Annotated in this window: 23 protein-coding genes; 5 read left to right on the top strand and 18 right to left on the bottom strand. The window is 63.0% G+C overall.

Annotation, left to right across the window (positions count from 1 at the left end; all coding sequences use genetic code 11):
* Positions 1-26: 26 nt before the first annotated feature.
* Together yajC and AC07FD_RS01445 are read right to left on the bottom strand one after the other, a co-directional pair.
* The gene (yajC, locus tag AC07FD_RS01450; RefSeq protein WP_010909882.1) at positions 27-368 is read right to left on the bottom strand and encodes a preprotein translocase subunit YajC; all 342 of its coding nucleotides are present in this window, start codon (positions 366-368) and stop codon (positions 27-29) included.
* A 149-nt stretch (positions 369-517) separates the two neighbouring features.
* Complete coding sequence (locus tag AC07FD_RS01445) at positions 518-667, bottom strand: hypothetical protein (RefSeq protein WP_478348346.1); 150 nt, start codon at positions 665-667, stop codon at positions 518-520.
* On the opposite strand from AC07FD_RS01445, the gene AC07FD_RS01440 reads away from it, so the two are divergent.
* Entirely contained in the window at positions 651-1,526 is an 876-nt protein-coding gene (locus AC07FD_RS01440) for an ATP-binding protein (protein ID WP_477398880.1), read from the top strand. The two genes, AC07FD_RS01445 and AC07FD_RS01440, sit on opposite strands and share 17 nt — an antisense overlap.
* Before the next feature lie 118 nt (positions 1,527-1,644).
* Here AC07FD_RS01440 and AC07FD_RS01435 read toward each other — a convergent pair whose 3' ends face one another.
* From AC07FD_RS01435 to AC07FD_RS01375, 13 genes are all read right to left on the bottom strand, one after another.
* Complete coding sequence (locus AC07FD_RS01435) at positions 1,645-3,162, bottom strand: peptidoglycan DD-metalloendopeptidase family protein (RefSeq protein WP_478348345.1); 1,518 nt, start codon at positions 3,160-3,162, stop codon at positions 1,645-1,647.
* A gap of 228 nt (positions 3,163-3,390) precedes the next feature.
* Positions 3,391-4,050 (bottom strand): protein-L-isoaspartate(D-aspartate) O-methyltransferase, encoded by a 660-nt coding sequence (locus tag AC07FD_RS01430; protein ID WP_477227415.1) that lies wholly within the window; start codon positions 4,048-4,050, stop codon positions 3,391-3,393.
* Positions 4,047-4,805, bottom strand: a complete 759-nt coding sequence (gene surE / locus AC07FD_RS01425; protein ID WP_478348344.1) for a 5'/3'-nucleotidase SurE — start codon at positions 4,803-4,805, stop codon at positions 4,047-4,049. Before surE ends, AC07FD_RS01430 begins: the two co-directional genes overlap by 4 nt.
* On the bottom strand, positions 4,805-6,109 hold the full coding sequence (gene serS, locus AC07FD_RS01420) for a serine--tRNA ligase (protein WP_478348343.1): 1,305 nt from the start codon (positions 6,107-6,109) through the stop codon (positions 4,805-4,807). Before serS ends, surE begins: the two co-directional genes overlap by 1 nt.
* A 349-nt stretch (positions 6,110-6,458) precedes the next feature.
* The gene (tatC, locus tag AC07FD_RS01415; protein ID WP_478348342.1) at positions 6,459-7,322 is read right to left on the bottom strand and encodes a twin-arginine translocase subunit TatC; all 864 of its coding nucleotides are present in this window, start codon (positions 7,320-7,322) and stop codon (positions 6,459-6,461) included.
* Entirely contained in the window at positions 7,319-8,137 is an 819-nt protein-coding gene (gene tatB / locus AC07FD_RS01410; protein WP_478348341.1) for a Sec-independent protein translocase protein TatB, read from the bottom strand. The genes tatC and tatB overlap by 4 nt, the downstream gene beginning before the upstream one ends.
* Before the next feature lie 29 nt (positions 8,138-8,166).
* Positions 8,167-8,388 (bottom strand): twin-arginine translocase TatA/TatE family subunit, encoded by a 222-nt coding sequence (locus AC07FD_RS01405; RefSeq protein WP_095087696.1) that lies wholly within the window; start codon positions 8,386-8,388, stop codon positions 8,167-8,169.
* A 169-nt stretch (positions 8,389-8,557) separates the two neighbouring features.
* Positions 8,558-9,322, bottom strand: coding sequence for an SMC-Scp complex subunit ScpB (scpB, locus tag AC07FD_RS01400; protein ID WP_478348340.1), 765 nt, complete (start codon positions 9,320-9,322; stop codon positions 8,558-8,560).
* Entirely contained in the window at positions 9,319-10,119 is an 801-nt protein-coding gene (locus AC07FD_RS01395) for a segregation and condensation protein A (protein WP_477417159.1), read from the bottom strand. Before AC07FD_RS01395 ends, scpB begins: the two co-directional genes overlap by 4 nt.
* A gap of 60 nt (positions 10,120-10,179) precedes the next feature.
* Positions 10,180-11,199, bottom strand: a complete 1,020-nt coding sequence (gene nagZ / locus AC07FD_RS01390) for a beta-N-acetylhexosaminidase (protein WP_478348339.1) — start codon at positions 11,197-11,199, stop codon at positions 10,180-10,182.
* A 133-nt stretch (positions 11,200-11,332) separates the two neighbouring features.
* Positions 11,333-14,731 carry an SPOR domain-containing protein gene (locus AC07FD_RS01385; protein ID WP_478348338.1) on the bottom strand — a complete coding sequence of 1,133 codons (3,399 nt, stop codon included), beginning with the start codon at positions 14,729-14,731 and terminating at the stop codon, positions 11,333-11,335.
* 103 nt (positions 14,732-14,834) lie between these two features.
* The gene (gene argS / locus AC07FD_RS01380; RefSeq protein WP_478348337.1) at positions 14,835-16,592 is read right to left on the bottom strand and encodes an arginine--tRNA ligase; all 1,758 of its coding nucleotides are present in this window, start codon (positions 16,590-16,592) and stop codon (positions 14,835-14,837) included.
* A gap of 63 nt (positions 16,593-16,655) precedes the next feature.
* A complete protein-coding gene (locus AC07FD_RS01375) occupies positions 16,656-17,870 on the bottom strand; it encodes a deoxyguanosinetriphosphate triphosphohydrolase (protein ID WP_478348336.1) in 1,215 nt (404 codons plus the stop codon).
* Positions 17,871-17,956: 86 nt separating this feature from the next.
* On the opposite strand from AC07FD_RS01375, the gene erpA reads away from it, so the two are divergent.
* The 4 genes from erpA to AC07FD_RS01355 all read left to right on the top strand — a co-directional run bounded on the left by erpA (position 17,957) and on the right by AC07FD_RS01355 (position 19,920).
* The gene (gene erpA / locus AC07FD_RS01370; RefSeq protein ID WP_027024881.1) at positions 17,957-18,304 is read left to right on the top strand and encodes an iron-sulfur cluster insertion protein ErpA; all 348 of its coding nucleotides are present in this window, start codon (positions 17,957-17,959) and stop codon (positions 18,302-18,304) included.
* Positions 18,305-18,306: 2 nt separating this feature from the next.
* Complete coding sequence (locus AC07FD_RS01365) at positions 18,307-18,702, top strand: VOC family protein (protein WP_478348335.1); 396 nt, start codon at positions 18,307-18,309, stop codon at positions 18,700-18,702.
* A gap of 17 nt (positions 18,703-18,719) precedes the next feature.
* Positions 18,720-19,514 carry an exodeoxyribonuclease III gene (gene xth / locus AC07FD_RS01360; protein WP_095087687.1) on the top strand — a complete coding sequence of 265 codons (795 nt, stop codon included), beginning with the start codon at positions 18,720-18,722 and terminating at the stop codon, positions 19,512-19,514.
* Positions 19,515-19,602: 88 nt separating this feature from the next.
* Positions 19,603-19,920, top strand: coding sequence for a hypothetical protein (locus AC07FD_RS01355; protein WP_478348334.1), 318 nt, complete (start codon positions 19,603-19,605; stop codon positions 19,918-19,920).
* A gap of 43 nt (positions 19,921-19,963) precedes the next feature.
* Here the strand turns inward: AC07FD_RS01355 and AC07FD_RS01350 are convergent, their stop codons facing one another.
* The 3 genes from AC07FD_RS01350 to AC07FD_RS01340 form a co-directional block, all read right to left on the bottom strand.
* A complete protein-coding gene (locus AC07FD_RS01350) occupies positions 19,964-20,803 on the bottom strand; it encodes a tetratricopeptide repeat protein (RefSeq protein ID WP_095087686.1) in 840 nt (279 codons plus the stop codon).
* Positions 20,790-22,514: a dihydroxy-acid dehydratase gene (gene ilvD / locus AC07FD_RS01345; RefSeq protein ID WP_478348333.1), complete on the bottom strand. Its 1,725-nt coding sequence runs from the start codon at positions 22,512-22,514 to the stop codon at positions 20,790-20,792. Before ilvD ends, AC07FD_RS01350 begins: the two co-directional genes overlap by 14 nt.
* A 290-nt stretch (positions 22,515-22,804) precedes the next feature.
* Positions 22,805-24,082, bottom strand: a complete 1,278-nt coding sequence (locus AC07FD_RS01340) for an OmpP1/FadL family transporter (RefSeq protein WP_478348332.1) — start codon at positions 24,080-24,082, stop codon at positions 22,805-22,807.
* Between the last annotated feature and the right edge of the window lie 194 nt (positions 24,083-24,276).

Below are 24,276 nucleotides of genomic sequence, written 5' to 3'. Positions count from 1 at the left end.
CGCGGATCGCTCCGCCTGAAATTCGGTTATTTCTTGGCGTTCTGGTTCGCCACGGGCTCGCCCTTGACGCGCACGTCGGCGATCGTCGAACGCAGTGCGGTCACCTTGGTGCCACCGCCGAGGTCGATCTCGAGTTCGTTGTCGTCGATCACCTTGGTCACCTTGCCGACGAAGCCGCCGCCAGTGACGACCGTGTCGCCGCGACGAACCGCGGCCAGCATCTCGCCGCGCTTCTTCAGCTGCGTGCGCTGCGGCCGGATGATCAGAAAATACATGATCACGAAAATCAGGACAAACGGCAAAATGCTGATGAACATATCGGGAGAGGCGCCGCCGATGCCTTGGGCGTATGCCGGTGTCACGAACATCGAGGTACTCCTGAATTTTGAAAACAGCCGCCAACCGTCCTGTGGAGTTTGGCGGCCCCTTGAAATTTGGCCGGAATATAGTCGGTAAAGTTGTCAATGCAACTGCGTGGCCGGCCAAATCGGCTGCTTTTCCGGCCTGTTGAGCCGTGTTAGAGCATGATCGCGAACAGCACGAGCCGGTTTTCCGAAAAGATCACGCTCGAACAAAAGGTTGCAACCGGTTTCGAACCCGACGGAATCGGCACGCCCCCCACTTCAAAACGCGAAAAACAAAAGACCGACATGACCGACAGCAGCATTGACGCCCTCAACAAGAAGCTCGACAGCCTGATCGAGGCGGTTAGCCGCCTCGCCCCGCCGCCGGTGCCTGAAACGGACATCGGCGGGGCCGACTGCTTCGTCTGGCAGGCCGATCCCGGCTATCTGGAGCCGGTGCGGAAGGTCAACCGCGTCGACATCGGCCTGATCCGTGGCGTCGACCGCGTCCGCGATATCCTTGTCGACAACACCGAACGCTTCGCTGCCGGCTACGCAGCCAACAACGTGTTGTTGTGGGGCGCGCGCGGCATGGGCAAATCGTCGCTGGTCAAGGCCGTGCATGCGGAGATCAACGCCAGGGCCAAGTCCGACCTGCCGCTGAAGCTGATCGAAATCCACCGCGAGGACATCGACACGCTGCCGAAGCTGATGGGACTGCTGAAGTCAGCCCCCTTCCGCTTCATCCTGTTTTGCGACGACCTCTCCTTCGACCACGACGATACCTCCTACAAGTCGCTGAAGGCAGCGCTCGAAGGCGGCGTCGAGGGCCGCCCGGCCAACGTCATCTTCTACGCCACCTCGAACCGCCGTCATCTCTTGCCGCGCGACATGATCGACAACGAGCGCTCGACCGCCATCAACCCGTCCGAAGCGGTCGAGGAGAAGGTCTCGCTCTCAGACCGGTTCGGCCTATGGCTCGGCTTCCACAAATGTTCGCAGGACGAATATCTCGACATGATCGACGGCTATGTCCGCCATCACGATCTTTCCGTCGATCCCGAGACGTTGCGCGCCGAAGCGCTGGAATGGGCGACGACGCGTGGCAGCCGCTCGGGCCGTGTCGCCTGGCAGTTCACCCAGGACCTGGCTGGACGACTCGGCAAGCCGCTCAAGGATTAGGGTCGGAGAAAAGCGACTGAAAAAGCCCGCTCCTTGCGGAGCGGGCTGAGCCGGCGGGCCGGACTGGAGGTCAGACGGCCCGCAAAATCGCTTTCTTGTTCTATTCGAGACAGCCCGACTATTCGAGATAGCCAGAGGGGTCGACCGGGGCGGAGTTCTTGCGCACTTCGAAGTGCAGCTTCGGCGAGTCCGTCGTGCCGCTCATGCCCGACAGCGCGATTTCCTGGCCGCGCTTGACCTTCTGGCCGCGCTGCACCTCGATCGAGCTGGCATGGCCGTAGACGGTGACCAGGCCGTTCTCATGGCGCACCAGCACCGTGTTGCCGAATTCCTTGAGGCCATCGCCGGCATAGATGACGACGCCGTTCTCGGCCGCCTTGACCGGCGTTCCCGTCGGCACGGCGATGTCGACACCGTCCTTGCCGGAGCCGAAGCCGGAGATCACGCGGCCGCGCACCGGCCAGCGCATCTTGCCGATGCCGGTTGCATCCGGTGCAACCGCGTCGTCGTCTTCGGCCTGCTGGATGACCTTCGAATCTTTCTTCGGCGGCGTGTAGGACGCCAGCGTTTCCGATGGCGTCGTCTTTGCCGCGGGCTGCGTGGTCGCCGTTGTCACCGGATCGATCTTCGCCGGCTTGGCGCTGGCGACGGTCGCGGTTCCGCCGGCCGGCACCTTCAAGGTCTGGCCGATCTTGAGCAAGCCGTCCTTCATGCCGTTGGCCTGCTTCAGCGCAACGGTGCCGACACCAGTCTTCCTGGCGATCGAAGAAAGCGTGTCGCCCGACTGGACCGTGTAGGTGCCGGCAGCGCCGGTCGCCTTGGCCGCGGCCATCTGCGGCTTGGGGTCCTTGGGCTGGCTTGCGGCGGCCGAAGTATCGACCTGAGCGGCGGACTTGCCCTCTTTAAGCTTCGGCTGCTGCGGCAGGACGGCGACCTTGTCCGGCGCAGTGGCCGGCAGGTCGTGCTTGCCGTTTTTCACCGGCTTGGCGTCGGCGACTTTCGCTTCCGATTTGCTGGAGTATGCATAGGCCGGGATGACCAGCTTCTGGCCGGTCTTCAGCCCCTTGGTCGGGCTCAACCCGTTGACCTTCATGATCACGTCGGCCGGCACCTTGTAGTGCTGCGCCAGGCCGGAAATCGTTTCGCCGTCCCTGACGACGATCTCGGTTGCATGCGGCGTGCCGGCCGCAGCCACGCGCGGTGCGTCGGGCTGCGCGACCTTGAACGGCGATGCCGCCGGAGCGACGGTGCCGGTCGTGGTCCGGTCGACATGCGGCGCCGGGGCCAATGCGGTGCGTACCGGCTTTGCGGCAGGCGCGAGTGCCGGAGCCGGCTGTGCCTGGGCAACGGGCGGAGGCAGGGGCCGTGTTGAGACAGGTTCGAGACTGGAGCGGCTGACCGACTGCGTATGGCTGCCGTCGACCGGAGCGGCCTCGACATCGCCCGGATAGGCCTGCACGGCGTCCTGCTTGTTGATGATGGCGCGCTGATTGTTGGTCGACGAGGTAAAGACGTCATCGACGCTGTTGAAGCGTGAGGCCTGGGAGCTGCACCCTGCCGCAGCGCCTGCGACCATGAGTACGGCACAACCACGCATCAGGTTGCGTCCGTTTGTCTTCAAAACACTGAGTTGCATCGCACTAACCCGCACATACCCGGTACAAACTAGGCATGATTAAAGCGCGTTAATGTTACTCGTCGGTTAACCCCATAGAATCCGATGCGAATTTTCTTAAAATATTTGAGATCGCTTGCAGAGTGCCGAAGCTATGCTCAGGCCGGGCTGGCCAAGTCGACTCGCCGAACCGAATGCAGCGGTTTCCGGGCTCACAATTCGCAGGCCGGCACGGCATAGAATATCACTCTAAATGACGGCGGCGACGCTGCGCAGGATCGGCTGCAGGCGCACGAGGCCGATGTCTTCGCGTTCGAACCGGCTGCCGACCTTGGTCAGCTTGGCCAGCACCTGTTCGCCCTCTTCGGGTCCGATCGGGGCGATGACGATGCCGCCGCTCGACAGTTGGTCGAGCAGGAAGCGCGGCAGGCTGTCGAAGGCTGCCCAGGCGACGATGCGATCGAACGGCCCTTCGTTCGGCAGGCCGCCGGATCCGTCCGCCTGGCGCACGATGACATTGCCGATGCCGAGCGCCTCGAAGCGCTGCCTGGCCTGCTCGACAAGCGTCTTGTAGCGGTCGGTGGTGACGACCCGCGCCGCCAGCCGCGACATCACCGCCGCCGTGTAGCCCGAGCCGGTGCCGATCTCGAGCACGCGGTTGCCCTGCTCGATGGCGAGGGCTGAGATCACCGCCGCCTGCAGGTCGGCACCTTCGATCGCCTCGCCGCATTCGATCGGCAGCATGCGGTCCGACCAGGCGATCGGATGGAACTGGGCGCCAAGGAAACCGCGCCGCGGTGTCGCCTCGAAGGCCGCGATCAGCGCCTTCGGCACCGTCCCCCTGCCGCGCAAACGCAGCAGAAAGGCAGCAAAACCTTCGCGGTCGTCGGTTGTGAGGCCCTGGTTCATGCAAGCGCCTTGCTCAGTTGGTCACGGATTTCATGCGCGGTGAGGTCGAGCTGCAATGGCGTCACCGACACCAGCCTGTTGCGCAACGCATGGAGATCGGTGCCTCGCTTGCCTTCGACCGGCTCGCGGCCGAAACGCAGCCAGTAGTAGGGCAGGCCGCGCCCGTCGCGGCGCTCGTCGACCCACAGGCTGTGCACGAGCTTGCCTTGTGAGGTCACTACCGTGCCGGCAACTTCTTCGGGGAGGCAGTTCGGAAAATTGACGTTGAGCAGCACCCCGTCCGGCAGCGGCGTCGCCACCAGTTTCCGCAGCAATGCCGGCGCCAGCGCTTCGGTCGTCTCGTAGGGAACGACCCGATCCTCGCCGACATAGCTGTAGCCCTGGCTGAGCGCGATCGAGCGGATGCCGAGCAGCGCGCCCTCCATGGCGCCGGCGACCGTTCCCGAATAAGTGACGTCGTCGGCGATGTTGGCGCCAGAATTGATGCCGGACAGGATCAGGTCGGGGGCGCCAGGCAGGATCTTCTTGACGCCCATGATGACGCAATCGGTCGGCGTGCCGCGCACGGCAAAATGCTTCTCGCCGATCTTGCGCAGCCGCAGTGGCTCCGAGATCGAGAGCGAATGCGCATAACCGGACTGGTCCTGCTCAGGCGCCACCACCCAGACATCGTCGGACAGCGTGCGCGCAACCCGTTCGAGCGACGCCAGGCCCTCGGCATGAATGCCGTCGTCATTGGTCAGCAGGATGCGCATTATTTCGATTCGATCTTTTCCCGGCCACCCATGTAAGGCCGCAGCACTTCAGGAATGGTTACGCTGCCATCCTCATTCTGGTAGTTTTCGATGACGGCTATGAGCGCGCGGCCGACCGCGGTGCCCGAACCGTTGAGCGTATGGACGAAGCGGTTGCCCTTGCCGTCCTTGTCCTTGTAGCGGGCGTCCATGCGGCGCGCCTGGAAATCGCCGCACACCGAGCAGGACGAAATCTCGCGATAGGCATTCTGGCCGGGCAGCCAGACCTCGATGTCATAGGTCTTGCGCGCGCCAAAGCCCATGTCGCCGGTGCACAGCGTCATGGTGCGGAACGGCAGCCCGAGCCGCTTCAGCACTTCCTCGGCGCATTGCGTCATCCGCTCGTGCTCGGCGAGCGACGATTCCTGGTCGGTGATCGAAACCAGCTCGACCTTGTAGAACTGGTGCTGGCGCAGCATGCCACGCGTGTCGCGCCCGGCCGAGCCTGCTTCCGACCGGAAGCACGGCGTCAGTGCGGTATAGCGCAGCGGCAGTTTTTCATGCGCTGTGATTTCTTCGCGCACGAGATTGGTGAGAGGCACTTCGGCTGTGGGGATCAGGCCAAGCCTGCCCTCACCGTGCGGCGCGAAGAACAGATCCTCCTCGAATTTCGGTAGCTGGTTGGTGCCGAAAAGAACGTCGTCCTTGACCATCAATGGCGGGACGACTTCCTCATAGCCATGCTCGGTCGTGTGGAGGTCGAGCATGAACTGGCCGAGGGCCCGTTCCATCCGCGCCAGTCCGCTCTTCAGCACTGTGAAGCGCGAACCTGAAAGCTTCGCCGCGCGCTCGAAATCCATCATGCCGAGCGCTTCGCCGATCTCGAAATGCTCCTTCACCCAGTTCGGACGCGTCGGCAGCTTGCCGACGATATGCTTGACGACATTGTCGTGCTCGTCCTTGCCGACCGGCACATCGTCGAACGGCACGTTGGGCAACACCGCCAGAGCGTCGTTCAGCGCCTTGTCGAGCTCGCGTTCACGCGCCTCGCCATTCTGGATGAAAATCTTGATCTCGCCGACTTCGGCTTTCAGCCTTTCGGCAAGCGCCGCATCGCCCGAGCGCATGGCGTTGCCGATCTCCTTCGACGCGGCGTTGCGGCGCTCCTGCTTGGTCTGCAGCTCGGTGACGTGTTCGCGCCGCGCCTCGTCCGAGGCGATCAGCCCGTCGACCGTGGACTGCGCCTCACCGGCCGACCACGAGCGCTTCACCAGCGCCTCGACAAGGACCTTCGGGTTGTCGCGAATCCATTTGATGTCAAGCATGTTTGAACGCTCCTGGGTAGCATGTCGCCCAAAAGTGCGCAGCGGTTTTGGGACAACGACACGCTTAAAACAAAAACTGAAACGCATCGCTTTGATAGCGATGCGTTTCAGCCAGAGGGCGTAAACCGCATCGTTGATCGATGCAAGATCGGGCGTGATGAAGCCAGGGCTGCGAGCTCGCTTTAGCGCGCTTTACCGGGGATGGCGCGAGAGCCTGAAAATAGAAAACCCGCCTCTGCGGCGGGTCGCTGGCGCAAATCAGCACCATACTTAAATCAATAGCATAATTGCCGTCACAAAGCAATCGAGTCCGAGCCCGCCGCCCCCGGCGGGGGCGCCGCGTCATGGCCTATGTGGAGGACACGTCCGCCGGCTTTTCGGCCACCTCTTCGGCCGCGTCCTGCTTCTCGCGCGCCACTCGCTGCTTTTCCTGATCGCGCTCTATCAGCCGCGCAGCCCAGATGGAGACCTCGTAGAGCAGGATCGTCGGAATGGCCAAGCCGATCTGGCTCATCGGGTCGGGCGGCGTCAGCACCGCCGCGACGACGAAGGCAATGACGATCGCCCATTTGCGCTTTTCGGCCAGCGCCTTCGACGACAGCATGCCGACGCGCGTCATAAGGCTGGTCACCACCGGCAGCTGGAACACCAGGCCGAAGGAGAAGATCAGCGTCATGATCAGGCTGAGATATTCCGACACTTTCGGCAGCAGCGAGATCTGCACCTGATCGTCAGTGCCGGCCTGCTGCATGGCGAGGAAGAACCACATCACCATCGGCGTGAAGAAGAAATAGACCAGCGATGCGCCCATCAGGAACAAGACCGGCGATGCGATCAGGAACGGCAGGAAGGCGTTGCGTTCGTTCTTGTAGAGGCCGGGCGCGATGAACTTGTAGATCTGCGTGGCGATCAGCGGAAAGGCGATGACCATGCCGCCGAACATGGCGAGCTTGACCTGGGTGAAGAAGAATTCCTGCGGCGCGGTGTAGATCAGCTCGACCTTGTGCGGATCGAGCCCGGCCCACTTCGTCGCCCATTTGAACGGGACGACCAGAAGGTTGAAAAGCCTCTTGGCGAAGAAGAAGCAGACCAGGAAGGCGACGAAGAAGCCGCCCAGCGACCAGATCAGCCGCCGGCGCAGCTCGATCAGATGCTCCATCAGCGGCGCCGACGATTTCTCGATCTCGTCTCTTTCCTTGTCCGAAACGCTCACTTGGCGGCTCCAGCCGTCTTCTTGGCCGCCGGCTTCTTCGCCGCGGCAGGCTTCGGTTCAGCTTTCGTCTCAGTCTTGGTAACGATTGGCTTGGTAACGATTGGCTTGGTAACGATCGGCTTGGTCGCGACCGCCTTTGTTGCAGCGGGCTTCGTAGCCTTTTCAGGCGTTGCCGCCGCCTTGGACGCAGGTGCGGCCTTGGCGGTCGCCGCCTTTGCCGGCGCGGAAGCCATCGTGCCATTTGCCGACGCCTTGGCAGGCGCTTTCGCAGCCGCTTTTGCCGGCGCAGCCTTGGCCACTTTCTTCACCGCCGAGGCCTTCGCCGCGACAACCGGTTCGGCCGGCACTGACGCGGTCACCACCGATTCATCGGTCATTGCCGGGAAAATCGGCGCTTCTGGTGCGGCTTCCGGCCCGCTGACGCCAGGCATGGTTGTCGCGCCGTTCTTCAACGGCTCGGCCGCCTGCGGCGTCGAAGCGGCTGGCGCTGTCGGATCATCTGCCGGCTTAGGTTTCATCACGGCGTCGACGCCGGAGCGCACATCGGCCGCCGCCTGCTCGAACGGATTGAGCTGCTTCCTGATCTCGGACATCGGGCTGAGGCCCCTGAGCTCGTCGACCGACTTCTTGACGTCGTCGAGCTCGGCTTCCTTCAGCGCCTCGTTGAACTGCTTCTGGAAGTCGGCTGCCATCGCACGCAGCTTCGCCGTCGTGCGGCCGAAGGTGCGCAGCATATTGGGCAAATCCTTGGGCCCGACGACCACGATCATGACGATCGCGATGACCAGCATTTCGGTCCAGCCGACTTCAAACATGGCACTCTGTTCCGACTAGAACCTTTGGCTCAGCTCTTGCTGGCTTTTTCCTTCGCGGCCGAAACGGTCTCGTCGGCGCGGTGTTCGACGGTGCGCTTGTCTTCGGCAACGTCGTCGTCCGCCATGCCCTTCTTGAAGCTCTTGATGCCCTTGGCCATGTCACCCATCAGCTCAGGGATCTTGCCGCGGCCGAACACCAGCAGCACGATCACGAGCACGATCATCCAGTGCCAAATCGAAAATGAACCCATAGCAAATCTCTCTCGAATGTTTTCCCTGGCGATGATCTATGCGTTTTCGCGTTGGGATTCAAACACAACTGCGACAGAGTTTATGAAAGGGTGGCGGATGTCACGCATTTTCGGCGTGATGGCCCGCTACGAATCCGCGCATCCTCGACAGATTGGCCGCGATTGCCAGTCAATCTTCCGTGACGCGCGGCGTCAGCAGGCCGAGTTCCTCGAGGTCGATGTCGGTCAGCGCATCCTCGTCGTCGGCCAGCGCATCGGGATCGGCCGGCGGCTGTGGAATGGAGAAATTCGACGGCATGCGGCCCGAAAGCAGCCCTGCCCCTTTCAGTTCCTCCATGCCGGGAAGATCGCGGATTTCCTCCAACGCGAAATGGTCGAGGAAGGTCTCGGTCGTGCCATAGGTGACAGGGCGTCCCGGCGTTTTGCGTCGGCCGCGCATGCGCACCCATTCCGTTTCCAGCAGGGTGTCGAGCGTGCCTTTCGAAGTTTCGACGCCTCTGATGTCCTCGATCTCGGCGCGCGTCACCGGCTGGTGGTAGGCGATGATCGCCAGCACTTCGAGCGCCGCGCGCGACAGCTTGCGCTGCTGCACCGTGTCGCGGCTCATCAGGAAGGCCAGGTCGCCGGCGGTGCGGAACGCCCAGGCGTCGCCGACGCGCACCAGATTGACACCGCGCCGCGCATAGATCTGCTGCAGGTCGGCCATGGCCAGGGCGATGTTGATGCCATCTGGAAGCCGTGCCGCAAGCTGCTTTTCGCTGACCGGCTCAGCGCTGGCGAACACGATCGCCTCGGCCATGCGCACGGCTTCCGCCATATAGAGGCGCTCGGCCGGGTTCTGGACCTGCTCGGCTGGTTCCTGGGGAAACAACTCCCCTTCCGTTTCATCATCGACCTTGAACGGGATAACCGAAGCGTTGGCGCGCTCGCTCATGATGCCACCTCGACTGCCTTGATTGCCTGTGCGCGGCCGCGCAGGTAGATCGGCGCGAACACGTCGTCCTGCCGCATGTCCATCTTGCCTTCGCGCACCAGTTCCAGCGTGGCGGCAAACGAACTGGCGATCGCCGTGCGCCGCTCCTCGGGGCTGGTCATGTACTCGATCAGAAAACTCTCCAGCGCCGTCCAGTCGCGCACCGCGCCGACCAGCCGGGTCAGGATGTCGCGCGCGTCCTTGAGCGACCAGACACCGCGCCTGGCGATCGTCACATTGTTGATCGCCTGCTTCTGCCGCTGCTGGGCGTAGGCGGTCAAAAGATCGTAGAGCGAGGCCGAATAGGCGTTGCGCTTTTCGATGATGACCATTTCCGGCATGCCGCGCGCGAACACGTCGCGGCCAAGCCGGTTGCGGTTGACCAGACGCGCCGAGGCGTCGCGCATCGCCTCCAGCCGCTTCAGCCGGAACTGCAGCACCGCCGCCAGTTCCTCGCCGCTTTCGCCCTCGTCGCCCGGCTGCTTGGGGATGAGCAGCTTCGACTTGAGGAAGGCTAGCCACGCGGCCATCACCAGATAGTCGGCGGCAAGCTCGAGCCTGAGCGCCCTCGCCGTCTCGACAAAGGTCAGATATTGCTCGACCAGCGCCAGGATCGAGATCCGCGCCAGATCGACCTTCTGGGTGCGGGCAAGATGCAGCAGCAGATCGAGAGGACCTTCGAAGCCGGCCACGTCGACGACCAGCGACGGATCGCCGGTGACGCGGGAATCGTCGTTCTCGGCCCACAGACGGTCCATCGGTGCGGCCTTCGCGGCCTTGCTTTCCAATGTTTCCGCCACTTTCTCTCGCTTCCTTTGTCAGGCCACCGCATCGAAATAGGTGGCGAATTCTGCGCGTATCTCGGTTTCTTCAGCCGCGTCGCGTTTCTTGATATAGGTCAGCGCCCGTCTTGCGCGCTCCAGCGACTTGCCCTCAAGCCCCGTGGTGCGCGACGCGATGCCGGCCATTTCCTCGAAAACACCGTTGCAGTGAAGGACCAGATCGCAGCCCGCCGCAAGGATCGAGGCCGCCTTTGTCGGGAAATCCCCAGAAAGTGCCTTCATCGAGGTGTCGTCGCTCATCAGCAGTCCGTCGAAGCCGATTTCACGACGGATGATCTCGTCGATGACCTTGCCGGAGGTCGTCGCCGGGTTCTTGGGGTCGATGGCGCTGTAGACGACATGCGCCGTCATCGCCATGGGCAGATGGTTGAGCTCCCGGAACGGGGCGAAATCATGCCGTTGCAGATCGCTGAGCGACGCATTCACCGTCGGCAATTCGAAATGCGTGTCGGCAAGGGCGCGCCCATGGCCGGGAATATGCTTCATCACAGGCAGCACGCCGCCCGACATCAGCCCTTCTGCGGCAGCACGGCCGAGTTCGATCACCGGTCGCGGCTCCTTGCCATAGGCACGCGCGCCGATGACGTCGCTGGCGCCTTCGATCGGCACGTCGAGCACCGGCAGGCAATCCGCCGTGATGCCGTAGCGCAGCAGGTCGAAGGCATGCAGTCGCGCCATCAGCCAGGCCGCGCGGGCGCCGGCATCGTGATCGTCGCGCCACAGCGCGCCGAGTGCGCCACCGGCAGGATAATTCGGCGCCAATGGCGGCCGCAGGCGTTGCACCCGGCCGCCTTCCTGGTCGATGAACACCAGCGCGTCCGGACGCCCGATACAGTCGCGCATCTCGGCGACCAGATCGCGGATCTGCTCGGTCTCGCCGATGTTGCGCGCAAACAGGATGAAGGCCCACGGGCATTCGTTGCGATAGAAATTGATTTCTTCGCGAGTGAGCGATTTCCCGGCACAGCCGAGGATCATGGATTTTGATTCGGTCATGACGGGAGTTTAGGGCTTCGCGCGGTCAAAGGGAATCGTCCCCCGCCGCATGCGCTTGAAGACAGATCTCATCCACATGAAAAAGCCGGCGCGGTCTGAGACCGCGCCGGCTTTGATTGGTTGACTTCAGTTGCTAGCGCGAGACGAAGCAATTGCCGCCGGCAGCCTTGTAGCTGGTGCACAGGTTGATCGCGTCGTTGCGCGACTTCGCCGGAACGCGCACACGGTAGAACGTGCCTTTGCCGGCAATCTCCGCCTTGACTATGTTGGCGGTGCGGCCGGAAAGCACGCTGCCGTAGCGGCGCTGCAGATCCTGGTAGCTGGACTGGGCGCTTTCGACCGTCGGCTGCGAAGCGATCTGCATCGACCACGAACCACCGCCGGTCGCGGTTGATCCCGGATCGATGGATGCAACCTGGTCGGGCTTGACCTCGCCGACGACATCAACCGGCTGGTCGGACGGGCGCTGCGGCGCGACCGGAACCTTGGCAGGCGTGTTTGCCGATTGGGCCTTGGCCTCGGCCTTGGGCGCCGCGGCCGGTTTGGCTGCCGGCTTGAGGGCCGGCTCGTCGTCTGCCTGGGCGGTGGCGGGCGTCACGGTGCCGGTCTGGTCCGCATCGGCCTGGGACGACGGGGTAACTTGCTGCGGCGCCGGGTCGGCCGGCTCAGCGGCTGCCACTTGCGGTGCCGCAGGCGCCGGATCCTCACGCGGCACCAACGAACCGTCTGACTTGACCACCATGGTCCTCACCTTGCGCGGCGCAACCGCGACGACATCGGCGTTGGTGCCCTTGTCGGCCTCCTGCAGCACCTGCGCGATGCGATCTTCGGATTTCGGTGCCGGCGCCGCGGTATCGGCCGGCGCCGCGCTGGCGGCCGGCGCGGCATTGGCGACCGGCGCGGCGTTGCCGTCGTCCGCTCCAGTTGCCGCGGCGTTCTGGTCAGCGGAAAGATCGATCGCGCGGGCGGGATCCTTGGCCTGCACATCCACCGGCTCTTCGACGTTGGTGACCAGTTTATCCTGGACAGGCTCGGCGGGCTTGGTCCCCTTGACCACCGCGTCGTAAACCTTGTTGTCCTGGTTCGGCACCACTGTGCCGCCCGGATTTTCCGGCTTGACCTTGATCGGCGCGTTGTCGGCCTTGACGATCACCGGTGCATCGCTGCCGCCCTTGCCGCCGAAAGACAGCGCAAAGGCACCGAGGCCGCCAGCAACCGCCACCGCGCCGACAACAGCTGCAACGAACAGGCCACGTCGGCGCGAGGGCCTCGCAGCCTCCCGCTCGCCGAGACCCGGAACAGCCATAGCCTCATCCAGTTCGGGATCGTAGTCGAGTTCGTCGACGGTGAAATCGTCCGCCTGTGAAACCGGCTGGCTGCCGGGCAGATTGTTGAGGTCGAAGCCAGCGGCATCCGCATAGCCTGCCGACGCTGTCGCGCGGGCAGGCATTTCGGCCGGCCTCGCGGCATAGGTCCGCGCTTCCGGCTGATAGGCCGGCTTGACCCCGTCATAGCCCGGCTTGACACCGTCATAGCCCGGCTTGATGGCGTCATAGGCCGACTTGGGTTCCTCATAGCCGGCATTGTGGGATTCATCGCTATAAGCGGCACTGCTTGCGGGAGCAGGAGCGACCTCCACCGAATTCATCTCGGTGAGAAGGCTGGAGAATTCCGCGTCGAGATCGTCATAGGCAGGCGTCGCCGGCTTGTCTTCCTCGAAGTGCAGTTCCGGGATGTCGAGATCGTCCGCCAGCGCCACGACACGCTCGGGCACGTCGATCGTCTCGACATCGGGCATGTCTTCGTAGTGCGAGGACTCTCGCGGTTGCGGCACGGATACAGGGGCTGCAGGGGCGACGGTCTCGACCGGCTCGCTCGAACGGTAGGATGGCACTGCGGCAACTGCCGGCGCCGCGGCCCAGGATGTTATCGAAGCGGTCGGCTGAGCGCTAAATGCCGGCTGCTGCGGAACCGGCGTCACGCGGCTCCACGAACGGGTCGGCTCCGTCGGCTCGGAGCGTTCCGCCAGCCAATCATGAGAATCGTCCTGACCGTGCCGAGAAGCGGCTGCATTGCGCGAATCCAGGCTATTGGCCAAAGCCGCGTCGAACGCATCATCGTCGAAATCGACATCGCCTTGCGCGGTGACATGCGAGCGTTGATCCTGCTCCTGCAGGTCATCGAGCTGCAGAACGTCGAGATCGGCATCGGCGACCTGGACAGCTTCAACGCGGTGCTGCTCCTCTGGCGCGTGTCCGTCGAGATCACATTCGAGGTCGGCGAGATCGGCCGGCTCCTCAATGGTCTTTGCAACTGCGGCGACAGGCGGTTGAGCGGCGACAGCCGGCTGAGCCGCGACGGGCTCCCTGGCCACCGGCATCGGGCGCGCGGTCATGGCACCCAGCAGCGCATTCAACTCGTCTTCCAGGCTTCGTTCATCCGCGATCGGCGAATCCACCGGCTCGGCCGTAACGGCGGCTGGCGCCAGCGGCTGGACCGCAGCGGCGGCAACCACGGCGACCGGCTCTTCGGCCGTTTCGGCAAACGAGTCGTCCAGGTTCAGGTCGAACCCATCGTCCAGCGAGCCTTCAGGGTCGGAAATCTCGCCCTTCGCGTCCGCGGTATCGGCAAGCACATCATGCGCTTCCGGCTCCTGGAAGGCGACCGGCTCATCACGACTGTCGAAATCCATATCGACATCAGCCATGGCGTCGTCGAAATGACCGGCAAAATCCTCGCTCGAGATTGCCTGGGCGTCACGCGCAGTCGCTTGCGCCGGCATGGCGTACTCGACAGGTTCCGAAGCCGCCGGTTCAGCAGCCGCGTCGGACTGCTCCACTGCCCAACGGTCGTCGAGCACCAGCTCGTCTTCGAGCGAGATCGCATCGTCGAATTCAGGATCGGAGGCCGGCCCAACAGCAGCAGGCTCGACTGCAGCAGGCGCGTCGGCAATGGCCGCGGCGTACCGGACTTCGTCGGCTTCGTCGTCAATCCGGAAGTCCTGATCGAGCGACGCGGCAAGCTCATCCTCAATCGGCTGGTCGTCCTCGAAGGGCGAAACGTCTTCGAGGGAACTGGCGACGGCATTGTCGAGATCAGAATCGAAAGCCGGCTCTATGGCTGGCGCGGTTTCGGCAGCGTCCAAATCGGCATGGCTGGCGACATCCGCATGGTTGGCGACCGGTGCGTGGTCGTCGAGATCCGCCATGTCCAGGTGGAAATCGTCGTCGAGCGACATCGCAAGATCGTCGGCCATCGCGCTGGCCTCGGCTGTCGGCTCATGCGCCTCGGCGACTGGAGCGGCGTCGCTGTCGTCAGCGCCGAACTCGCCCATCAGTTCCTTCTCGAGATCGATTTCGAAATCGTCCTCTTGCGCCGGCTGATCGGCGACGGGCGCTTTCGGCTGGACGGGCGCTTGCGGCTTGACCGGCTGGCGCGGGTCGAATCCCATGATCCTGGTCAGTTCCGCGAACGGATCATCATCAACGATGTCGTTGTTATCGGCTACTCTCAGCTGGGTTCTGTCTGCCATTATTGTTCCCGAACTCGCACTCATTCGGACGCCATGGACGTCGCGTAGGGTTGGCCCTTACCAGCGCAATGTGGGCAAAAGGTGACAGGTTTTTTAGTCAAACCTAACGCATTTCGGTGGGCGCGGCGGCTCCGATCAACGTCAGGCCGGACGTCAGAACGTCCGAGACAGCCTGCACCAGCCCTAGTCTGGCATGCGTCAATTGTCGGTCGTTAACCTTAACAAAACGTAAGTCTGGATTTTCCGTGCCACGGTTCCAGTGTCCGTGGAAACTAGAAGCCAGATCATAAAGGTAAAATGCCAGCCTGTGGGGCTCCAGCGCAAGTGCCGCCGACTCGATCAAACGCGGATATTCTGCAAGCTTGCGGATCAGGCCGATCTCGCCCTCGTCGGTCAGCAAGGTCACGGCGGACGCCAGGCTGTTGCGGTCGAAATTGGCCTCGCCCAGTTGCTCGCTCGCCTGCCGGAACACCGAATGGCAGCGCGCCGAGGCGTACTGCACATAGAACACCGGATTGTCCTTGGACTGCTCGGTCACCTTGGCGAAGTCGAAATCGAGCGGCGCATCGTTCTTGCGGTAGAGCATCATGAAGCGGATCGCGTCGCGGCCGACCTCCTCCACCACTTCGCGCAGCGTCACGAAATCACCCGACCGCTTCGACATGCGCACAGGTTCGCCCTCGCGAAACAGCTTCACCAATTGGCAAAGCAGCACGGTAAGCTTCACCCTATCGCCGGCAATCGCGCGCGCCAATGCCTCCAGCCGCTTGACATAACCACCATGGTCGGCGCCGAGCACATAGATCAGGTCGACGAAGCCGCGATCGATCTTGTCCTTGAGATAGGCGACGTCGGCGGCGAAATAGGTGAACGAGCCATCGGACTTGACCAGCGCCCGATCCATGTCGTCGCCGACGGCGGTCGAACGGAACAGCGTCTGCTCGCGATCCTCCCAGTCGTCGGGCTTCTCTCCCTTGGGCGGCGGCAGCTTGCCCTTGTAGATGTGACCCTTCAACGTCAGGTCGCTGATCGCCGAGCGGATCTTCTTGGCGTTGTCGGCGTGCAGCGTGCGTTCCGAGAAGAACACGTCGTGATGCACGTTGAGCATCGCCAGATCCTCGCGGATCATCGCCATCATCGCGTCGATGGTACGGTCCTTGACGATGGCCAGCGCCTCGTCATCCGGCATCTCCAGCAACGAGCGGCCAAACTCCCTGGCCAGCGCCTCGCCGACAGGAACCAGGTAATCGCCGGGATAAAGTCCTGCCGGAATCTCGCCGATATCGTCGCCGAGCGCCTCGCGATAGCGCAGCATAGCCGAACGGCCGAGCACGTCGATCTGCGAGCCGGCATCGTTGATGACGTATTCCTTGGTCACGTCGTAGCCGGCGAAGGCCATCAGGTTGGCGAGCGCATCGCCAACCACCGCGCCCCGGCAATGGCCGACATGCATCGGGCCCGTCGGATTGGCCGAGACATATTCGACATTGGTTTTCCTGCCACCACCAACCGTCGAGCGGCCATAGTTGCGGCCTTCGCCAAGCAGCGTCGTCAGATGCGCCTGCCAGAAACCGTCCCTGAGCCTGAGATTGACGAAGCCGGGCCCCGCGACCTCGGCGGCGGCAACGTCCTTGTCCCCACGCAGCGCCTGCGCCAGTCTTTCGGCCAGCGCGCGCGGATTCTGGCCGGTCGGCTTGGCCAGCACCATCGCCGCATTGGTCGCCAGGTCGCCATGGCTGGCGTCGCGCGGCGGCTCGACGGCAATGCGCGACAGGTCCGGCGAAACGCCATCATTGTCTTTTAGATCAAGCGCTTCGACGGCTTTTATGATTCGCGCGGTGAAATCGGCGAAGATGTTCATTTGGACTGGCTCTGGCGGCTTTGTGGCGAATCCGGCTCGTTGGCCGGCAAAATCGAGCCCGCCCTAGCTCAAATCCGGGGTTCGGTCAAACAAACGCCGATGTTCCTTGAGCGCGTAGGTGTCGGTCATGCCGGCCAGAAAGTCGGCGACGCTGCGCGCCTTGATGCGATCGTCGGCCCGATCGAGCCCCTCTCGCCAGCCGTCAGGCATGGCGCGCGGGTCGGCGAAATAGACGTCGAACAGGTCCCTGACGATCTGCTCGGCATCGGCGCGCACCCGCATCACCTCCGCGTGCCGATAGAGGTGCTTGTAGAGAAAGGCCTTCAGTTCTTTCTCGAACGCAGCCATTTCGGTCGAAAAAGTCACCATCGTCTCCCCGGCTGCCCTCACCGCGTCCGCGCTCTGCGGCTTGATCCGGTCCAGATTGGCAGTGGTCGAAACAATGACATCCTCGACCATGGCGGTGATCTGGCGCCGCATCAGTTCGTGGCCGGTGCGCACGTCATCGAGCGCCGGATAGCGGGCGCGCACGCCCTTGAGGATCGTTCCTGGCAGCGAGACCGTCTCCAGCATGTCCAGCGTCAGCACCCCTGCCCGCAAACCATCGTCGATGTCATGCGTGTTGTAGGCGATATCGTCGGCGATCGCCGCGCATTGCGCCTCGATGCCGGCAAACCGGTCCAGCTCGAGATCGTGCAGCTCCGAATAATCGCGGATCGCCTGCGGCACCGGCCCTTTCAGGCCCTGGCCATTGCCATCGGTCAGCGGTCCATTGTGCTTGACCAGGCCTTCCAGCGTTTCCCAGGTCAGGTTGAGCCCGTCGAATTCGGCGTAGCGCGCCTCCAGCCTCGTCACGATGCGCAGCGATTGCGCATTGTGGTCGAACCCGCCCCAGGCGGCCATCTTCTCGTTCAGCGCGTCCTCGCCGGTGTGGCCGAACGGCGTGTGGCCGAAATCATGCACCAGCGCCACGGCTTCGGCGAGATCCTCGTCGCCACGCAACGCCCGCGCCAGCGCCCGCGCGATCTGCGCCACTTCGATCGAATGGGTCAGACGTGTGCGATAGTGGTCGCCTTCATGCGCGATGAAGACCTGCGTCTTGTGTTTCAGCCGCCGGAACGCCGTAGAATGGATGATGCGGTCACGATCGCGCTGGAACGGCGTGCGGGTCGGGCTTTCGACCTCATCGAAAAGCCGCCCGCGCGACTTTGCCGGATCGCAGGCATAGGCGGCGCGTGGCCGATAACCGAATCCGATGTCGCCCAACTCGTTGGTCATGATCGATGCCGCAATTGATTGGTCTAGTTGACTTGGCCGCTCGCGCTTCATACCTATCATGTGAAACCGAAAGCAAGGTGACGCCCATGGGCGCGGATGCCAAGACTGCCATGAAAGTCGACATGACCGAGGCCGCCGCCAGGCGGATCGCCAAGATTGTCTCTGGCGAAGCTGGCAAGACGGCGCTGCGCGTTTCGGTCGAAGGCGGTGGTTGTTCCGGCTTTTCCTACAAGTTCGACCTGGTCGACACGCGCAACGACGACGACGTCGCCATCGAGAAGGATGGCGCCACGGTGTTGATCGATGATCTGTCGCTGGTCTATATGGGCGGCTCGGTGATCGACTTCGTCGACGACCTGATGGGCCAGTCGTTCCAGATCCGGAACCCGAACGCCGTCGCCTCCTGCGGCTGCGGCACGAGCTTTTCCATATAGAAATGTCCGCGATCGGTGCGGTCCGCCAGATCGCGCTGTCGGCCGGACGCGACCTCGACGTAACGCTGGCGTTCTGGCGCGATGTGCTCGGTATGGCCGCGCATGCCCGCTTCGATCCGCCGGGCATTGCCTTCATCATGGCCGGCGATGTGCGCTTGCTGTTCACCGACGGCGTACCGGCGGGAACCGTCTATCTCGACATGTCGGGCCTCGACCATTTCCATGCCGAGGCAAAAGCCGCGGGCGTCCCCTTCACCGCGCCGCCGACGCTCGTCCATAACGACACCGAAGGTCAGTTCGGTCCGGCGGGGGAAAGCGAATGGATGGCCTTTCTAAAGGACCCGGCAGGCAATACGATCGGCCTGGTCGAACGCCATCCGCCGCAAGAACCCCACTGAACAGCATCGAGACCGTCATGAAAATCGTCACCTGGAACATCAACGGCGTGCGCGCCCGCATCGGCAACCTGACCCACTGGCTGACCGAGAGCGCGCCCGACATCGTCTGCCTGCAGGAGATCAAGACGCTCGACGACCAGTTCCCGCGCGCCGAGATCGAGGCGCTTGGCTACAATGTCGAGACCCACGGCCAGAAGGGCTTCAACGGTGTCGCCATCCTGTCGAAACTGCGCTTCGACGAGGTTACCAGAGGTCTGCCCGGCGACGATGCCGACGAGCAGGCGCGTTTCATCGAAGGCGTTTTCTCGACCGACAAGGGCGCGCTGCGCATCGCCTCGCTCTATCTGCCGAACGGCAATCCGATCGATGACGATAAGAAGTTCCCCTATAAGCTGTCCTGGATGGAGCGGTTGGAGCGGTGGGCACAGGAGCGGCTGAGGCTGGAAGAGGCACTGGTTCTGGCCGGCGACTACAACGTCATTCCCGAGCCGATCGACGCCAGGTTTCCGGAGAACTGGCTGGGCGATGCGCTGTTCCAGCCGCAGACGCGGCAGGCTTTCCGCCGGTTGCTCAATCTTGGTTTCACCGAGGCGGTCCGCGCGGTCACCGACAGGCCCGACACCTACACGTTCTGGGACTATCAGGCCGGCGCCTGGCAGAAGAACAACGGCATCCGCATCGACCATCTGCTGCTGTCGCCGGAAGCCGCCAACCGGTTTTCCGCGGCCTCGATCGAAAAGCATGTGCGCGCCTGGGAAAAGCCGTCCGACCACGTGCCGGTGGCGATCGACCTCGCGCTGCAGCCGGCTTGACGGAGACCCTGTCCGGCAGGCCCTGACGCCGGGCACGCAGGCGTTTGACCTCATATAGCCACATTCCGGCGCATGATGGGGGATCATCATGGCGGCCGGGGTTCCCATGAGCATTCGAATTGTTCTTTGTCCGATCGGCTTGGCATTTGCCATGGCCGCGATCGTGCCGGCTTTCGCCGCCCCCGAATGTCTTGCCAATGGAAAATCGTATTCGGTTGGTCAGGTCGCCTGCCTGACGGTCGCCGACCAGAGCCATCTTGCCCGCTGCGACATGGTGCTCAACAACACGTCGTGGACCAAGGTCGGGGACAGCTGTCCTGAAAACACGATGGCGCCGCATCTCCATGTGACGCCGATCTCAACGCCGGCCCCCAGCATGGTGCCGACGGAACCGACCGAGAATTGATCAAAATCGAGCACCTCTGGTAAGGCCAGCGCAGGCCGCGAGACTACTGGTCCGCGCTGCCGCCCTTGGTGAGGATGTCATCGGCCAGCGAGATCGCGGTGCGGCGGTCGGCTTCGCCGGCGGTGGCAAATGCCTCTTCCTGCATGCCGCGGATCCACGGCTGGTCGGCCGGCGAAGCGCGTTCGAGCGCAGCCGTCATCATCGCCAGGCCGCGAACGATCTTGCCGCTCTGGAACAACAAATGGCCGAGCGTCGCCTGGGCGCCGGCATGGCCCTTCTCGGCGGCAAGCTGGAACCAGCGTCCGGCCTGCTTGACGCTGGCCTTCACCCCGCCCTCGCCCTTCAGGAACATCTGACCCATCTCGAACTGTGCGTTCGGATTGCGGTAGTTGGCGGCGGCGCGCATGTAATATTCCTGGGCCGCCACCTCGTTCTCGGTGACCGGGCTGCCGGGAATGCCCTTGCGCAGATAATCGCCAAGCGCCACGAGCGCGTCCGAGACATAGCTTTCCTCGGGCGAGCCGGGCTCGACATCCTGGTCGACGATCTCCGAGAAGAACTTGAACGCCTCATAGTCGTCGCGCGCCACGCCGTCGCCCTCGGCATACATGCGGGCAAGCTTCCAGGTGGCGCCGATCTGGCCGTTCTCGGCGGCGTATTTATAGGCCTCGGCGGCCTGTTCCTTGTGGCCGTTCTTGTAGGCGGAAAATCCGAATTGGAACACCGCCCATGGGCTGGATTGCGGCTTCACGCCGGTCTTGTCGTCGAACACCTTGTCGTCAAAGGCCATAGCCTGGCCCACGGCGCCAAAGGTCGCGCCAAAAGTAGCGAACACGACCAGTGCCGAAAAGACAGACGACCTCAACAACTCAGATGTCCGCATAGCAATGTGTTTCTTTCGCACCGCCCGGATGGGTGACCGCGCCATCGCGCGCCGGCCCTACCGTCTGTGCATATTTCCATATCGCGCCCGACTGATAGTCGGTCGTGCGCGCCTTCCAGGTCTTTGCCCTCGCCGCCAGTTCGCTATCGGGCAACGCCACGTCGATCGTGCCGTTCACTGCGTCGATCGAGATCACGTCGCCATTCCTGAGCAGCCCGATCGGGCCGCCCACCGCTGCCTCGGGCCCGACATGGCCGATGCAGAAACCGCGCGTCGCGCCCGAAAAGCGCCCGTCGGTGATCAGCGCAACCTTGCCGCCCATGCCCTGGCCGTAGAGGGCCGCCGTCGTCGACAGCATCTCGCGCATGCCTGGGCCGCCGCGCGGCCCCTCGTAACGGATGACGAGCACCTCGCCTTCCCTGTAATTTCGCTGCGTCACCGCTTCGAAACATTCCTCTTCCGAATCGAAGCAGCGCGCCGGGCCGGAGAACTTCAGCTCCGACATGCCTGCAACCTTCACGATCGCGCCTTCGGGGGCGAGGTTTCCCTTCAACCCCACGACACCGCCGGTTTGGGTAATGGGTGTGTTGGCCGGGCGGACCACATCCTGATGTTCATTCCAGGCAACGTGCTCCATATTTTCGGCCAAAGTGCGGCCGGTCACCGTCAGGCAGTCGCCATGCAAATAGCCGTGATCGAGCAGCGTCTTCATCAGGAGTGGAATGCCGCCGGCCTCGAACATGTCCTTGGCGACGTATTTGCCGCCGGGCTTGAGGTCGGCGATGTAGGGCGTCTTCTCGAAGATTTTCGCCACGTCGAACAGGTCGAACTTTATGCCGGCCTCGTGGGCGATCGCCGGCAGGTGAAGTGCCGCGTTGGTCGAGCCGCCGGTGGCCGAAACCACGGTCGCCGCATTCTCCAGCGCCTTCAGCGTGACGATGTCGCGCGGCCGGATATTCTTGGCGATCAGCTCCATGATCTTTTCGCCCGAGGCGAAATTGAATCGGTCTCGCATCTCGTAAGGCGCCGGCGCGCCGCAGGAATAGGGCAGCGCCAGGCCGATCGCCTCGGCGACGGTGGCCATGGTGTTGGCGGTGAACTGGGCGCCGCAGGAGCCGGCCGACGGACAGGCCGCCTGCTCGATTTCAAGCAGTTCGGAATCACCGATCGCGCCGACCGAATGCTGGCCGACCGCCTCGAACACGTCCTGCACGGTGATCTGGCGGCCGCGATAGCTGCCGGGCAGGATCGAGCCGCCATAGATGAAGATCGACGGCACGTTGAGACGCACCATGGCCATCATCATGCCGGGCAGCGACTTGTCGCAGCCGGCCAGCCCAACCAGCGCATCGTAGCAGTGGCCGCGCACGGTGAGTTCGACTGAATCGGCGATGACCTCGCGCGACACCAGCGACGACTTCATGCCCTGGTGGCCCATGGCGATGCCGTCGGTGACGGTGATGGTGCAGAATTCCCGTGGCGTGCCGTTGGCGGCCGCGACGCCCTTCTTGACCACTTGCGCCTGGCGCATCAGCGAAATGTTGCAGGGCGCCGCCTCGTTCCAGCAGGACGCGACGCCGACCAGCGGCTGCGCAATCTCGGCCGCCGACAATCCCATCGCATAGAGATAGGAACGGTGCGGTGCACGCGCCGGACCGACGGTCACATGGCGGCTCGGGAGCTTGGCCTTGGAAATAACTTTGGCGTCCATACTCTTCCTTGCCGCGGGCGGTGCGGCCTGCCCCATCGCCGAGCCTTTTGGCGCGTGTCCCGAGACAAGATCGAGGTGCGCCGGGTTTATGGCGGGAAATGGGCAATTTCCCTAGCCTGACTTTTAGCGCAGGGGTTGTTCAGAAAGTGTTGCCAAAACGTCACAATCGCACGAGGCGAAAGCGCTGCGGCTTATCTGCAACGCAGCGTGGATGCCAGGTCCCAAACGGCGCCGGCCCAAACAAAAAAGGCCGGGCAATGCCCGGCCTTTTTTCGTTTCGCTTCAGATGGTTACCACTTGACCTTCAAGGAAGTGGAGACCGCCGAAACAAGATCATTGCCAAAGTCAGCGGTGTAGTCGGTACCGTAGGTAACACCGTCACTACCGACGACCGAATGGATCGACCCGCTGGTAAGCACGCCCAGCGCGCCACCGAGACGAATTTCGATGTTCTGGGTCGGCGTGTAGGCCACGCCCCCGCTCACCGTCCAGGTGTCGGTCTGCGCGCTCAGGCCGGTGGTCGTACCACGATCCCAGGTGAGAACCGCGGCCCCACTCCACTGATCGTTGAATTTGTGGCCGATGCCACCGGAAACCGTCCAACCGTCGCGATAGAGCAAATCAAGCGAGGTGGCGCGCACCGGGCTGGTCGTCGTGCAGGCAATGAGCCCCTGGGTCGAGGTCGGGCAGAACGGAATGCTCTGCAGATCGCTCCAATTCACCCACTTGATGGATCCAAAAGCCAACCAGCCGGGAGCGATGCCTGACTGAAGCTTGAGTTCAACAGAGTCCGGAACCTGCGAAGAACCATAGACGTCAGTGACGTTGCCCAGAAGCGGATTTGCGGGATTGATAAGCCCAGGCACCTGGGTCAAATCAAGCGTTCCACTCAAATTGTCGAGCTTGACCGACGAATTGTAGACCAGGCTGGCGCGCAAGGCGATGTCCGGGATCTCATAGGCGACACCAGCACGCCATCCCCATCCATCTCCTTCGAGATCAAGGCGGCCAATGCCTGTGCCGAGAAAGGCGGGAATGGGAGCAACCAACTGTTCCTTGAAACCCGAAACATCCTCATGGAACACGCCGCCGATGAAGCGAAACTGACCTTTGCTGAGGTCCATTTTGTAAGAACAGGTCGCGCTAAAGGCTTTGCTTTCTACCTTCGTCTCGACATTGCTTTGTGCACCCGCCCAGTTCGCACCAGGATTGCTGAATGCACCGATTGGCTGGGAGTAGTCGCCCAGGCAATCGACCGGCCCCATGCCGATCTTGATGCCGCCGTAGGGCACCCAATAGCTTTCGGTGTCGCGCGCCGTGCTCGATTTGCCCAGCGCATTGAGATTGCCGTCAGATGGATCCGTATCCGTTGCATTCTTCAGGTCCCGCTGCGGCATCACATAGGTGCCGGAAAGCTCCCCTGTGACCTGCGCCGGATCGAACAGCAAGTCGATGTCGTAGCCGCCGCGCTCCAGGCCGCCAGCATGCGCCGGGTTCATCGCCGACCCGATCAAAGCCAGCGAAAAGCACCCCGCCCCCAGCAGTGCTTTATGTCGCAAAATAGTCATGAATGTCCTCCCCGAATTCGAGTGCGCCAAGCTAGAGCCAATTCAGGTTAAAGGTGCAATAACGAATTCCTGGGGCGTACATGTACATGTTCGCCAAGCGCATTTTCGACACAAAACAAGCCACTGCCGTTAGCCCAAAAAACCGCTTTCGGAGTGTGTGCCGCCCTCAAAACGCGAGAAAAATCCACCCAAAA

Source organism: Mesorhizobium waitakense (assembly GCF_056431085.1).
Note: the sequence above shows the minus strand (reverse complement) of the source record. Positions and strands in the feature narration are given on the sequence as shown.

Bases quoted from the DNA above. Each gene is read 5' to 3' on its own strand.
- yajC (WP_010909882.1), bottom strand. From the start codon at position 368: ATGTTCGTGACACCGGCATACGCCCAAGGCATCGGCGGCGCCTCTCCC.
- AC07FD_RS01440 (WP_477398880.1), top strand. From the start codon at position 651: ATGACCGACAGCAGCATTGACGCCCTCAACAAGAAGCTCGACAGCCTG.
- AC07FD_RS01445 (WP_478348346.1), bottom strand. From the start codon at position 667: ATGCTGCTGTCGGTCATGTCGGTCTTTTGTTTTTCGCGTTTTGAAGTG.
- AC07FD_RS01435 (WP_478348345.1), bottom strand. From the start codon at position 3,162: ATGCAACTCAGTGTTTTGAAGACAAACGGACGCAACCTGATGCGTGGT.
- AC07FD_RS01430 (WP_477227415.1), bottom strand. From the start codon at position 4,050: ATGAACCAGGGCCTCACAACCGACGACCGCGAAGGTTTTGCTGCCTTT.
- surE (WP_478348344.1), bottom strand. From the start codon at position 4,805: ATGCGCATCCTGCTGACCAATGACGACGGCATTCATGCCGAGGGCCTG.
- serS (WP_478348343.1), bottom strand. From the start codon at position 6,109: ATGCTTGACATCAAATGGATTCGCGACAACCCGAAGGTCCTTGTCGAG.
- tatB (WP_478348341.1), bottom strand. From the start codon at position 8,137: ATGTTTGAAGTCGGCTGGACCGAAATGCTGGTCATCGCGATCGTCATG.
- AC07FD_RS01405 (WP_095087696.1), bottom strand. From the start codon at position 8,388: ATGGGTTCATTTTCGATTTGGCACTGGATGATCGTGCTCGTGATCGTG.
- scpB (WP_478348340.1), bottom strand. From the start codon at position 9,322: ATGAGCGAGCGCGCCAACGCTTCGGTTATCCCGTTCAAGGTCGATGAT.
- AC07FD_RS01395 (WP_477417159.1), bottom strand. From the start codon at position 10,119: ATGGACCGTCTGTGGGCCGAGAACGACGATTCCCGCGTCACCGGCGAT.
- nagZ (WP_478348339.1), bottom strand. From the start codon at position 11,199: ATGACCGAATCAAAATCCATGATCCTCGGCTGTGCCGGGAAATCGCTC.
- AC07FD_RS01385 (WP_478348338.1), bottom strand. From the start codon at position 14,731: ATGGCAGACAGAACCCAGCTGAGAGTAGCCGATAACAACGACATCGTT.
- argS (WP_478348337.1), bottom strand. From the start codon at position 16,592: ATGAACATCTTCGCCGATTTCACCGCGCGAATCATAAAAGCCGTCGAA.
- AC07FD_RS01375 (WP_478348336.1), bottom strand. From the start codon at position 17,870: ATGACCAACGAGTTGGGCGACATCGGATTCGGTTATCGGCCACGCGCC.
- erpA (WP_027024881.1), top strand. From the start codon at position 17,957: ATGGGCGCGGATGCCAAGACTGCCATGAAAGTCGACATGACCGAGGCC.
- AC07FD_RS01365 (WP_478348335.1), top strand. From the start codon at position 18,307: ATGTCCGCGATCGGTGCGGTCCGCCAGATCGCGCTGTCGGCCGGACGC.
- xth (WP_095087687.1), top strand. From the start codon at position 18,720: ATGAAAATCGTCACCTGGAACATCAACGGCGTGCGCGCCCGCATCGGC.
- AC07FD_RS01355 (WP_478348334.1), top strand. From the start codon at position 19,603: ATGGCGGCCGGGGTTCCCATGAGCATTCGAATTGTTCTTTGTCCGATC.
- AC07FD_RS01350 (WP_095087686.1), bottom strand. From the start codon at position 20,803: ATGCGGACATCTGAGTTGTTGAGGTCGTCTGTCTTTTCGGCACTGGTC.
- ilvD (WP_478348333.1), bottom strand. From the start codon at position 22,514: ATGGACGCCAAAGTTATTTCCAAGGCCAAGCTCCCGAGCCGCCATGTG.
- AC07FD_RS01340 (WP_478348332.1), bottom strand. From the start codon at position 24,082: ATGACTATTTTGCGACATAAAGCACTGCTGGGGGCGGGGTGCTTTTCG.